At 55.9% G+C, this 12,402-nt stretch carries 13 protein-coding genes; 3 read left to right on the forward strand and 10 right to left on the reverse strand.

Going from position 1 to position 12,402, the window contains the following annotated elements:
- Window positions 1–34: 34 nt before the first annotated feature.
- The 9 genes from O1Q98_RS09010 to prfC all read right to left on the reverse strand — a co-directional run bounded on the left by O1Q98_RS09010 (window position 35) and on the right by prfC (window position 7,624).
- Window positions 35–1,684, reverse strand: coding sequence for a methyl-accepting chemotaxis protein (locus tag O1Q98_RS09010; protein ID WP_240632705.1), 1,650 nt, complete (start codon window positions 1,682–1,684; stop codon window positions 35–37).
- Window positions 1,587–2,015, reverse strand: coding sequence for a hypothetical protein (locus O1Q98_RS09015; protein ID WP_240632704.1), 429 nt, complete (start codon window positions 2,013–2,015; stop codon window positions 1,587–1,589). The genes O1Q98_RS09010 and O1Q98_RS09015 overlap by 98 nt, the downstream gene beginning before the upstream one ends.
- Before the next feature lie 116 nt (window positions 2,016–2,131).
- Window positions 2,132–2,890 carry an SDR family oxidoreductase gene (locus O1Q98_RS09020; protein WP_125258160.1) on the reverse strand — a complete coding sequence of 253 codons (759 nt, stop codon included), beginning with the start codon at window positions 2,888–2,890 and terminating at the stop codon, window positions 2,132–2,134.
- A gap of 63 nt (window positions 2,891–2,953) precedes the next feature.
- The gene (locus O1Q98_RS09025; RefSeq protein ID WP_125258174.1) at window positions 2,954–3,673 is read right to left on the reverse strand and encodes a 4'-phosphopantetheinyl transferase family protein; all 720 of its coding nucleotides are present in this window, start codon (window positions 3,671–3,673) and stop codon (window positions 2,954–2,956) included.
- A 234-nt stretch (window positions 3,674–3,907) separates the two neighbouring features.
- Window positions 3,908–4,744, reverse strand: a complete 837-nt coding sequence (locus O1Q98_RS09030; RefSeq protein WP_240632703.1) for a TatD family hydrolase — start codon at window positions 4,742–4,744, stop codon at window positions 3,908–3,910.
- Between the two features lie 9 nt (window positions 4,745–4,753).
- Complete coding sequence (locus tag O1Q98_RS09035) at window positions 4,754–4,942, reverse strand: CsbD family protein (protein ID WP_164512945.1); 189 nt, start codon at window positions 4,940–4,942, stop codon at window positions 4,754–4,756.
- A 114-nt stretch (window positions 4,943–5,056) separates the two neighbouring features.
- Window positions 5,057–5,686 (reverse strand): molecular chaperone OsmY, encoded by a 630-nt coding sequence (gene osmY, locus O1Q98_RS09040; protein ID WP_125258159.1) that lies wholly within the window; start codon window positions 5,684–5,686, stop codon window positions 5,057–5,059.
- 48 nt (window positions 5,687–5,734) lie between these two features.
- The gene (locus tag O1Q98_RS09045; protein ID WP_164512944.1) at window positions 5,735–5,875 is read right to left on the reverse strand and encodes a hypothetical protein; all 141 of its coding nucleotides are present in this window, start codon (window positions 5,873–5,875) and stop codon (window positions 5,735–5,737) included.
- A 159-nt stretch (window positions 5,876–6,034) separates the two neighbouring features.
- The gene (gene prfC, locus O1Q98_RS09050) at window positions 6,035–7,624 is read right to left on the reverse strand and encodes a peptide chain release factor 3 (protein ID WP_125258158.1); all 1,590 of its coding nucleotides are present in this window, start codon (window positions 7,622–7,624) and stop codon (window positions 6,035–6,037) included.
- Between the two features lie 532 nt (window positions 7,625–8,156).
- Between prfC and tam the strand changes: the two genes are divergently transcribed.
- On the forward strand, window positions 8,157–8,933 hold the full coding sequence (gene tam / locus O1Q98_RS09055; protein WP_125258157.1) for a trans-aconitate 2-methyltransferase: 777 nt from the start codon (window positions 8,157–8,159) through the stop codon (window positions 8,931–8,933).
- Between the two features lie 15 nt (window positions 8,934–8,948).
- On the opposite strand, the gene O1Q98_RS09060 is transcribed toward tam, so the two are convergent.
- A complete protein-coding gene (locus O1Q98_RS09060; protein WP_125258156.1) occupies window positions 8,949–9,629 on the reverse strand; it encodes a YtjB family periplasmic protein in 681 nt (226 codons plus the stop codon).
- Between the two features lie 129 nt (window positions 9,630–9,758).
- Here O1Q98_RS09060 and serB point away from each other — a divergent pair, with 129 nt between their 5' ends.
- Both serB and radA read left to right on the forward strand, forming a co-directional pair.
- Window positions 9,759–10,736, forward strand: a complete 978-nt coding sequence (gene serB / locus O1Q98_RS09065) for a phosphoserine phosphatase (RefSeq protein WP_125258155.1) — start codon at window positions 9,759–9,761, stop codon at window positions 10,734–10,736.
- A 105-nt stretch (window positions 10,737–10,841) separates the two neighbouring features.
- Entirely contained in the window at window positions 10,842–12,227 is a 1,386-nt protein-coding gene (gene radA, locus O1Q98_RS09070) for a DNA repair protein RadA (protein ID WP_125258154.1), read from the forward strand.
- The last annotated feature ends 175 nt before the right edge of the window (window positions 12,228–12,402 follow it).

Raw genomic sequence — 12,402 nt, forward strand, 5'->3', positions numbered from 1 at the left:
ACTCACGGGTTATGACGAGTGGCTGACATCAGTATCAAAAGGTTTCCCAGTCATCCTGGTTATTTTTGGCTTTCTTCGCGGCCGGTAATGCACCAAGAGAGGCCGGTTTCGCCAGTGCCGAGCGCGCTGGCGCACTGACCGCCGGACGATTCGATGTGCTATCGATACGAAACGCCGAGACCGCCTCACTCAATCCAGCGGCTTGTTCGGCCAGCGATGCCGCTGCCGCCGTAGATTGCTCGACCAGCGCCGCATTCTGCTGAGTGACGTTATCAATGGAATTAATGGCTTGCCCGACCTGATCGATACCCTTGCTCTGCTCCTGCGACGCCACCGAAATCTCGGCCATGATGTCGGTCACGCTGGTGACAGCGTTGACGATATCCTGCATCGTTTCCCCGGCGCGGCTAACCTGACCCGACCCGGTTTCCACCAGCGTGACGGATTCGCTAATCAGCCCTTCTATCTCTTTTGCGGCCTGGGCACTGCGCTGCGCCAGTGAACGCACTTCCCCGGCAACGACGGCAAAACCGCGCCCTTGCTCACCGGCTCGCGCCGCTTCCACCGCAGCGTTCAGCGCCAGAATATTGGTCTGGAAGGCAATACCATTGATGATGTTGGTGATTTCTGAAATTTTCTTCGAGCTCTGGTGAATGTTACCCATGGTTTTCACCACGCCTTCCACCAGTTCGCCCCCCTGACGCGCCTTGCCAGACGCATTTCCAGACAGCTGGCTGGCATGGTTGGCATTTTCAGCGTTGTGGCGCACGGTTGACGTCAACTCTTCCATACTGGCGGCCGTCTGTTCGAGGGCGGAAGCCTGCTCTTCAGTACGAGAGGAGAGATCGCTATTACCAGCGGAAATCTCGGTAATGCCCTGATAAATCGCCTCCACGCCATGACGTACATTGCTGACCGTGCGCGCCAGCGACTGCTGCATATTTTGCAAATAATGGCCCAGTTGCCCCACTTCACCGCGTCCCCACTGTGCCAGCGGCATCGTCAGATCGCCGGAGGCAATATGCTCAATGCGCGCAACCAGGGCGCGCAGAGGATTGATAATCACCCGACGCAGGCACAGATAAGTAAAGAGGGAAACCAGCACCGCCACCACAAAACTTACCGCCATTACGCTATAGCCAAATACCGACTCTTGCTGCGCTTCGCTATTGAGCGCTTCGGCGCGCTGGGTGCGGATAGCGACCACTTTTAGCAACACATCGTTATAGGCCAAATCCAGCTTGCGAACGACTTTCCATTCGAGGCTGACGACATCATCGTAGCGACCGGCTTTCACCGCTTCGAGCATCGGCCTGACGCCATTATTCACGTATTCGTTGTAGCGCTGTTGCAGCGCATCCTCCAGCGCCAGGTCTGCCGGGGTTTTGACTTCCCGGTTCTGGTAGGTGGCAAAGCTGTCTGCCGACTGCTTCAGGCGGCCTTCCGCCTGTTGAACGCTGCTGTTCGCCGTCTCTTTATCGCCCTCTTTTGCAGCGGCAGCGGCCTGAATCAGCATCAGGCGAGCCGTGCGCAAGTGGTTAGAGCTGTTCGACACGCCGAGTCGTACCTGAATTTCGGCGGTAACGTCATTCAGTGAACTGTTGCTGCGCATCAGAAAATGCACGGAAAAGCCGATCGCCAGTGCAAACAAAATCAGAATCGCACCGATGATGGAACTGAACATCGGCATTAATCGCCAATGATGCCAAAAACTCACGCCTGACGACGAAGCGGGCACAGCAGTGGTATTCATCATTTTTTTTCCTTGTAGAGGGCACACGATCATTCAATGCAGACAAAACATGACAATTGGTTATCGGCCTGTTAATCCCAGAGATTAATGCGTACCAAAGGAAAAAAATCAGCGGCAGATAAAGCAGAAAGGCAAAAACACCGAGGGTAAAATTTATAATGCGTTGATATTCATTAATAAAAATAAAACCAACGCACATTTGATAAGAAAAAAGCCAAAAAACGACGCCAAAAATCAGTGCAATTGCCCAACGGTCAATCATTGAAAAACATCAAACATTACAAAAAGATACTGTATCGATGCGGGAATATTGCGCCTGCTAATCATGTTGCAGCAATGTAAATGCGCACGTGTCACATAGGGTGACACAGCGCGCGTTTACGCCTTCGCCGGTTCATGACAATTCAGTGCGTGAAAGCGCTCGGCATAAACGCCATCACGTTGCGCAAAGCGCAAGGCTTGCGCGCGCTTTACCACAATTTCCTGCGCCTCTGGCTGTTGTGCCAGTAATGAAAGCGTTTCATCGATGAACGCCGCCAGCGGCATAGCGTGCGGGTCAAACCCCCATTCACCCTGTAGGCCAGTCTGCACCCAGGGGGGAATTATCTCTATTACACGAACAGCAGAGTGACGCAGTTGATAGCGCAGCGCCTCAGTATAGGCATGCAGCGCAGCTTTACTGGCGCAATACGTCGGGGTGATGGCCTGCGGCAAAAATGCCAGCTCGGAGGTGACATTGAGTATCGCCGCCTGCGGCTGACGCAACAAATGCGGTATCAGCGCTCCCGTCAACCACAATGGCCCGGTCAGATTCGTCGCAAGGGTGTCGGTGATGGTGGATAAATCAGGCCGGGTGAGATCCTCACGCCGCTGAATCCCGGCATTATTAATCAGCACATTTAGCGCGGGAAACGCCTGCGTCAATTCAGCCACGAACGCCGCTGTCGCCTCGGTGTCACGCTGGTCGAACACCCGCCAGGCCATGCCCTGGCAAGATGCCGCCGCCGCACGCAACGCGGCCTCACACCGAGACGCAATAATCACCTGATTGCCGCGCTGGTGTAACGCCTGCGCCAGCCCAAAGCCAATGCCCGAACTCCCGCCGGTAATCAGTATGGTATTTCCCGTCATCTTCATACGTCAGCCTCCTGATATTTATGACATTCATCAACAGGATAACGCGCTATCGCCATGCACTCATCAGAGAAACAAAAACGTGGTGATATCGCGCTCACGCCAGAGATAACGCCCGCTAAAGCAGCGCCCGGCGGGAAACTCAGGCGAAAGAGACGTCAGAAGTTGCAGGGTAAAGGTTTGCTGCGCGGTATCCAGCGCCGTCATTCGGGCGTCAAGAAAATCAAAATAACACTTCACCTGTGGGTAGAGCGCCTTAAACAGGCTCTCTTTGGCGGAAAAACTCAGCGTCAGCATCTGGGCAAACTTCACCGGGGCATGGCGGTGCAGCCAGTCATACTCCATGTCATCGGCAATACCGGGCCACAGGCTATCGGCACGCGCATCGCTCATCCAGGATTCAATATCCAGCCCGACGCCGCATATCTGCTCATCGCAGCGGTGAACCGCACACAAGACATGATCGACATTGTGGCTGATGGAGCCAGCGATGCCAGTAGGCCATACCGGCGCGCGATCAACGCCACTGGCCAATACATACCCGGAAATATTCAGGCGCGACAGGACACGCTTTGCCAAATAGCGCCCGGCGAGGTACTCCGCCTGCCGTTTGGGAACCGAGCGCTGCACTTCCACGGGCATCACAATCTCCGCTGGTGCAAACAGCGCCTCGCGATACGCCGACAAATCAAAATGACAGCGGGCGCAGTACCCCGGGTAAGCCCGCCCACTGCCGGGCATAGCAAAGGTTAACCATTCAATCTCGCGAATAAATAAAGAGAACATATCACCACACTCAGCCACCGGATACGGCGCTACCACATCATCCTTTTGCCTGTTCATGTGCTTCCCTGTTGGTCGCTTTCACCTGACGGTGCCTGCCCGCGCAAAGCACCTGTTGTTGAGGATAGCTGAATTCACGCTAAAGCGAGGTAAATTCGCGCTGGCGATGACGTGCCTGCGCAGGCAATCACGCCACACCTTCGTGGCGATATGCGGCGTGGCGATATGCGGTTTGCCTCATACCGGCGACGAAATTCGGTCAAACACGCGCAGCGTGTTAGCCAGCAACGTTCCGGCAATCACCTCCGGCCACTCTGCGCGCAGCTCACAAAGCGCATCGAATACGGACGTAATACGTTCCGGGCGGTTGGGTTGCCCCTGAAAACCATACACCGGCATATCGGGCGCATCGGTTTCCAGTAACAATCGGTCAAGAGGCAGGCGGGATATCGCCTGACGGGTTTTGTTGGCGCGCGGATAGGTAATGGTACCGCCAACGCCGATGTAATACCCCAGCCGAATAAAGGCCATTGCCTGGTCATAGCTACCGGCAAAACCGTGGATAACGCCAGTGCGAGGAACCGGGTGACGGCGCAGCAGTTGCGCCAGTTGGTCATGGCTGCGGCGCGAGTGCAACATCACCGGCAGATCGTGGCGTGCCGCCAGCGTCAATTGTGCGCGAAGAAACGCCTTTTGCCGCTCAAATTGCGGCTGCGGCATGTACAGATCCAGGCCAATCTCCCCCACAGCCACCACGCGAGGATCTGCTTGCGCCAGCCGTTGAGCAAGGCTCGCCAAATGAGCGTCCTGATGTTGTGCAATGTACAGCGGGTGCAAACCGAGCGCGGCATATAACGCAGGCCAGCGCGCACTCAGTTCCATTACCCGCTCGAAATGCGCTTCCGCAACCGCAGGCACAATCAGGCGATACACGCCTGCTTGCGCCGCTCTGGCAAGACTTGCCTCGGCATCATCGGCAAACAGGGGGAAATCAAAATGGCAATGGGTATCAACCACGCCGGTTTGCGTAACAACGGTATGCGCAGCCTGTGCGCTGGAAGATGAGTCGTGCAAAACAGTGCCTCAATGCCGCCTGTCATCCTCTAAGGATACCTTGTCTTGCGCCTTTCCGTAATATTCCTGCATCACACCGGCTAAAAAGCCGTGATTGCCGCAAAGCCAGGCCGACTCGCTATCGACGCATTCGGCCCATAATTCCCACAGCGTGCCCTTCCACTGCTTCCACCGTCCAATAACGATATCCAGATTCATCATGGTGCCCTCACAAAGCGTCATGGGATAAACCATCGAAGCCAGTGTAACGCCGCAATGTGACAGTCTCTGTGCCATGGAGTCTGGCTTGGCTCCGCCCTGATGCAGGGCCGCTTAGGGTTTTACCGTCAAAATATTTTTGACGCGTTTCACACCGCTGACGGCCCGGGCAATCGCCTCGGCCCTGTCTGCCTGCTGCTGGCTTACGACCTGGCCGGTTAACAACACGATGCCATCATGAGTTTCAACCTTCACATGGCGTGAAGGCACACGGCTGTCAGCCAGCAATTTGGCTTTAACAGCGCTGGTGATAAGCGCATCATCCGTGTACTCACCGATCGACTGGGCGCGTACTTGCGCGCTATCGTCGCTTTTGAACTGCAACTGATTATTGACAGATTTCACGCCGGGTATTTGAGTCGCTATTTTTGCCGCGCGCACAACCATCTGTGGATGGCTGACCACGCCCCGGAGTAATACAACGCCGCCCTCGGTCACAACAGAAATATCGTTACCGTCAATGGTTTCATCTTGCAGCAACGCGCCCTTCACCTGCGCCGTTAATGTGTTGTCATCGACAAATTCAGCCACCAGGGTGATAGAGCGGTCTATTTTTTGGTCTATGCCTTGCGCAGCCAGTTGCGCGGCTGTGGTCTGTTCAGCCTGTGCGGATGAAACAAGCTGAAGTGCCGTCAACACCACTAACACTACGCCAGGCCAGGAGGATCTTCTGGTTTGATTCATCGCTGAACTCCTTCTGATGATTCAACATACATACATTCATACATTTACTCACTCCGGCACCACCGTCACACCGGAAAACTTACCACTAACTAACAAAATAAAAACAATATAAAAAACCAAAAAGAAACTAAAAACAGCGACGGCAACTATAACCCAGACGGGGAAAAAGCCCAGCCATGCATCAGTCATGGTCGGCGGATTTCGGATTTGTCCGGCGCAGGCAACAACGCCATAACCGAGAGATGTCTATGTCTAGCCGAGCAACAGATTGAAAGAGATAGCATGAGGCAGAAAAAAAACCGCCCGCGCAAATGCGCAGGCGGTTTTGGGTGAGGCGTTTTGGGGTGATTAATGCTCGCGAGTTTTGTGGAACTTCACGTCAGGATAACGTTCCTGAGTAAGGTTGAGATTCACCATCGTCGGGGCAACATAAGCCAGATTGTCACCGCCATCCAATGCCAAATGCAGTTCATTTTTGCGTTTGAACTCTTCAAATTTCTTCGCATCATCGCATTCTACCCAACGCGCCGTGGAAACGTTCACCGATTCATACACCGCTTCCACGTTGTATTCGGTTTTCAGGCGCGCGACGACCACGTCAAACTGCAACACCCCGACCGCACCGACGATCAGGTCGTTGTTAATCAGCGGACGGAACACCTGCACCGCACCCTCTTCAGAAAGCTGCACCAGCCCTTTCAGTAGCTGTTTTTGCTTGAGCGGGTCACGCAGGCGAATGCGGCGGAACAGTTCCGGCGCAAAGTTAGGAATACCGGTGAATTTCATCTCTTCACCCTGCGTGAAAGTATCACCTATCTGGATAGTACCGTGGTTATGCAAACCGATAATATCGCCCGGATAGGCCTCTTCCACATGGGAGCGATCGCCCGCCATAAAGGTCAACGCATCCGAAATCACCACATCTTTGCCGGTACGCACCTGACGCAGCTTCATGCCTTTTTCATAGCGGCCAGATACCACACGCATGAACGCCACGCGGTCACGGTGTTTCGGGTCCATGTTGGCCTGAATCTTGAACACAAAACCGCTGAATTTCTCTTCGTCAGCCTTCACTACGCGCGCATCGGTTTTACGTGGCATCGGCGCCGGTGCCCAGGCCACCAGCCCATCCAGCATATGGTCAACGCCGAAGTTACCCAGCGCCGTACCGAAGAACACCGGTGTCAGTTCGCCATGCAGGAACGCCTCTTGCTCGAACTCGTGCGACGCGCCTTTGACCAGCTCCAGCTCATCACGCAGTTGTGCCGCCAGGTCTTCCCCCACGGCGCTGTCCAGTTCCGGGTTATCCAACCCTTTGACGATGCGCACGTCCTGAATCGTGTGGCCCATCCCGCTCTGATACAGATAGGTTTCATCTTTGTAGAGGTGGTACACGCCTTTGAACAGCTTGCCGCAGCCAATCGGCCAGGTAATGGGCGCACAGGCGATACTCAGCTCACGCTCTACTTCATCCAGCACTTCCATCGGGTCACGAATATCGCGGTCGAGCTTGTTCATAAACGTCAGGATCGGCGTATCGCGCAGCCGGGTCACTTCCATCAGCTTACGGGTACGATCTTCTACCCCTTTAGCTGCATCGATCACCATCAAACAGCAGTCTACGGCGGTCAATGTACGGTAGGTATCTTCCGAGAAGTCTTCGTGCCCTGGGGTATCGAGCAGGTTGACCAGACATTCACGGTAAGGGAACTGCATCACCGAGGTGGTAATCGAGATACCGCGCTGTTTTTCCATCTCCATCCAGTCAGATTTGGCGTGCTGATTAGAGCCGCGCCCTTTGACCGTTCCGGCGATCTGGATGGCCTGTCCGAACAGCAGCACTTTTTCCGTGATGGTAGTTTTACCGGCGTCGGGGTGAGAAATAATGGCGAATGTCCGGCGTTTTGCGACTTCGCGAGCGTATTCACTTGGAGACATGTTATTCAGGCTTCTTCAATAATGAGGTATCGGCCGCCATCATGCGCAGCACGCCGCACCCAAAAAATAGAAAATAAGACAGATAAAAGCTGTCTGATGCCAATCAATTAAGCCATCAGGACGCACCAGGGGCGCGGCCGCTCGGCTAAGAGGTTTCAGCACTTTTTACACGCATTGTCCCCCACGCAGGCTTAAGTGACAGGCATCGTAACAACAGATGGATAAGCGCAGCATTTTCTCTGATTTACCGGCGCGGCACAATCTATCATGACGCAAACACTGCCGATCATGACGTAAACACTGCGGTGATAACGCAAACAGTATATCAGGCGCGACACTGCGCCATCAGCAAACGGGGCAGGCAACGATACACCGTTTTCCACACTAACCGCTGACAGGGAGAGAACGGGCACGGATAGAAATGGCACGGATAGAAATGGCACGGATAGAAAAAATCGCGCCGGTCTCTTATGCTGCTATTGCTGCTACGGCCCGGTTTTCCTAATCGCGCCCATTGAAAGAGGAAATAGCCATGCCTGATTGGAACCCCGAACTCTACCTGCGCTTTGCCAACGAACGCACCCGCCCGGCCATTGAACTGTTATCCCGAATTTCCCATCCGGCCGCCACGACTATCACTGATTTGGGGTGTGGCCCCGGCAACAGCACCGCGTTGCTACATCAGGCGTGGCCGCAGGCGCGAATCACCGGGGTTGATAACTCGGACGCAATGTTGCAACAGGCTCGCCAGCGTTTGCCGGGCTGCACATTTCAGTTGGCCGACATCGCCAACTGGCTCCCGGATACGCCGCAGGACATTATCTATGCCAACGCCTCGTTGCAATGGTTGCCGAACCATAGCCAACTGCTGCCTAACCTGGTGGCGCAACTGGCACCGGGCGGGGTACTGGCGGTACAAATGCCGGATACGCTGAACCAGCCCACCCATCAACTGATGCGTCACATTGCCGCCGAAGGGCCGTGGCGCGAGCGGTTTGGCGAGATAGACCAGATTCGGCAATCACTGCTCAGTACCGCCGAATATTACGACCTGCTGGTCAGCCATGGTTGCGAGCTGGATATCTGGCACACCACCTATCATCACGTGATGGCGGGCGCACCGGCCATCATCGAATGGTTGAAAGGCACAGGCTTGCGGCCATTTCTGGCGCAGTTGAACGCGCAGGAACAGCAGGATTTTCTGCAACGGTATCAGGCGAGATTGCAGGCGGCTTACCCGGCGCAGGCTGATGGCAACACCCTGCTAACCTACCCGCGCCTGTTTCTGGTGGCAACGCGGCGCAAGTGACCGGCAGGCCTCATCTCAGGGCGGCGGTGTTTTCTTGTCATCCGGCACGGTAGCGGGGGCGTCATGTGCGGGCTCATCATCCTGAACCGGCGTATTCGCCGTCAACAAATACGGTGACTGCTGCCAGCGGGAGCGCCGATGCTGTAGCAGCGTGCGGGCCAGAATAATGCCTATCGCCAGCGCCATCATGATCATCAGGCGCAGGATATTGGTGGTGTTGTCCACCTGACGCGCTTCGGTCGCCAGCACATGGGTATCCAGCGTCAGGCGCAGAAAACCGATTGGCCCGTCTTTACTGTTAATGGTTTCAACCACCTGATGGTTGAAATAGCTGCCCGCCCGGCTACCATCAAGCGCCAGCCGATCGCGCACCGTGACCTGCTCGCCTGCGCGCGCCAACAGTGTGCCATCTGGCTGATAGAGCGCGGCATCAAGAATACGGCTATGGTCAGTAAGCTGGCGCAACATCTCTTCAATTCTGGCGCTGTTATCGCCGTTGCCCTCGATTAACGGGGTCAGGCTGAATGCCACCTGACGCGCCAGCGTGCGTGCAAGCTCATCAACCTGCTCCGATCGCGCCATCTGGTGGCTAAGGCTAAAGTAAGATGCGCCCTGCAATAACACCACCAGCAACGCCAGGCAAATAAGCACAATAGCCGTACGATGTAAGCGAAATTTTATTCGGGCCCGAACCATGAACGTACCTGCGCGATTTGAAGAGTTTCATGTTGCCAGAAGCAATAGCGATAGGATAGCTTGTTGCGTTGATTTATGACCATCCACCCCACCCGTTTATCACGACCCGCAGGAAAGGATATTTAACCCATGTCGAACCGTTTGACCTATAGCGATCTGCCCGATGAGATCAATTGCTGGCCAAATCTCCCTTTGTCACTCAGTGACGACGAAGTCATGCCGCTCGACTATCGCGCTGGCAACACTGGCTGGCTGATGTATGGCGACGTGCTCGATAAATACCTGCTCTCCCGGGTACAGCGTCGTCTTGACGATCCGCTGGTCGTGGTCAGCGCCTGGAGCGTGGAAGAGTATCAGGTGGTCAGGCTGGCTGGCACCTTAACGCCGCGCATCACCAAAGTGGCGCACGATCTGGGGCTGGATGTCGCGCCGATGGATAACACCCCTAGCCTGCGCGCACCGGGCCTGCTGGTCATGGACATGGACTCCACCGCCATTCAGATTGAGTGCATTGATGAAATCGCCAAATTAGCCGGTACCGGCGAGCAGGTGGCGGAAGTCACCGAACGCGCCATGCGCGGCGAGCTGGATTTTTCAGCCAGTCTGCGCCAGCGCGTCGGCACACTGCGTGGCGCTGATGCCAATATCCTGCGTCAGGTTCGCGACACATTGCCGCTAATGCCGGGGCTGAAAACCATGGTCAGGCAATTGCAGGAGGCGGGCTGGCAATTGGCTATCGCCTCTGGCGGCTTTACCTATTTTGCCGATTACCTGCGTGAAGAGCTCGGGTTGGTCGCCGCCGTCGCCAATGAAATGGGCATGCGCGACGGTAAACTGACCGGTGAAGTGGTGGGCCCGATTGTCGATGCGCAATACAAAGCCGATACCCTGCACCAGTTGGCTGAAAAACTCGGTATTGCGCCACGTCAGACTATCGCCATTGGCGATGGTGCCAACGATTTACTGATGATCAAAGCCGCCGGGCTGGGCATTGCCTATCACGCCAAACCCAAAGTCAACCAACAGAGCGCAGTCAGCATTCGTCACGCCGACCTGACCGGAGTGCTGTGTATTCTGAGCGGCAGCCTGCGGCACGAAAAAAGCTGAATCGTCAGGCCGCATTGGCAGCCGCAGGCAACACATGAATAGCCAGCAGTACATACCGTAAGCAGTACGTCGTAAGCAGTACATGCCGTAAACAGGAGGGAAATCATGGCCAAAGCCGTTAAACGCGCCTTTGTCTGTAATGAGTGCGGGGCCGACTACCCTCGCTGGCAAGGTCAGTGCAGCGCCTGCCACGCCTGGAACACCATTACCGAAGTGCGGCTGGCCGCCGCCGCCTCCTCAACACGCAGCGACCGTTTCTCCGGTTATGCCGGGGACGGTGGCAGTGTGAGCCGGGTGCAAAAACTCTCTGAGATTAGCCTCGAAGCGCTGCCGCGCTTTTCTACCGGTTTTCTCGAGTTTGACCGGGTGCTCGGTGGCGGCGTGGTACCGGGCAGCGCTATCCTCATCGGCGGCAACCCCGGGGCCGGTAAAAGCACCCTGCTGCTACAAACCCTGTGCAAGCTCGCCGAACAGATGAAAACCCTGTACGTCACCGGCGAGGAGTCGCTCCAGCAGGTGGCGATGCGCGCTCACCGCCTCGGCCTGCCTGCGCAGCACATCAATATGTTGTCTGAAACCAGCATTGAGCAAATCTGCCTGATTGCCGAGCAAGAACAGCCTAAGCTGATGGTCATCGACTCGATTCAGGTGATGCATCTGGCGGATATTCAGTCCTCTCCCGGCAGCGTGGCGCAGGTGCGCGAAACGGCGGCTTACCTGACGCGTTTTGCCAAAACCCGTGGCGTCGCCATTATCATGGTCGGCCATGTCACCAAAGACGGCTCGCTGGCGGGCCCCAAAGTGCTGGAGCACTGCATTGACTGCTCAGTGCTGCTCGACGGCGACGCTGATTCCCGCTTTCGCACCCTGCGCAGCCACAAAAACCGCTTTGGTGCGGTGAATGAGCTGGGCGTTTTCGCCATGACCGAGCAAGGCCTGCGGGAAGTCAGCAATCCTTCGGCCATTTTTCTCAGCCGGGGCGATGAAATCACCTCCGGCAGTTCGGTGATGGTGGTCTGGGAAGGCACCCGCCCGCTGCTGGTGGAAATTCAGGCGCTGGTCGATCACTCGATGATGGCGAATCCACGCCGGGTGGCCGTCGGGCTGGAACAAAACCGGTTGGCAATTTTACTGGCGGTGCTGCACCGTCACGGCGGCCTGCAAATGGCCGACCAAGACGTGTTCGTCAACGTCGTCGGCGGCGTGAAAGTGACCGAAACCAGCGCGGATCTGGCGCTGCTGCTGTCGCTGGTGTCCAGTTTCCGCTCGCGCCCGCTGCCGCAGGATCTGGTGGTGTTCGGCGAGGTCGGGCTGGCCGGTGAAATTCGCCCGGTGCCAAGTGGACAAGAGCGTATCACCGAAGCGGCAAAACACGGTTTTAAGCGTGCTATCGTGCCGTTTGCCAATATGCCGAAAAAACCTCCCGCCAACATGCAGGTGATGGGGGTAAAAAAATTATCAGATGCGCTGGCTATCCTTGACGATCTGTAAGACCTGTCTGATAGATTAGCCACCACGCGACGCAAGACAGTGGCGACGTGCATGTCACCGCTGAGTTACTATTACGCATATACAGATTACGCATATACAGAAAGCGTTTCTAACCTGATGCAGCGCGCCCGCCCCGGACGGACATCCGGCAGGTAGCGCGCCTTATCCGTCGCAC

It is taken from the genome of Dickeya lacustris (assembly GCF_029635795.1).
Lineage (GTDB): Bacteria > Pseudomonadota > Gammaproteobacteria > Enterobacterales > Enterobacteriaceae > Dickeya > Dickeya lacustris.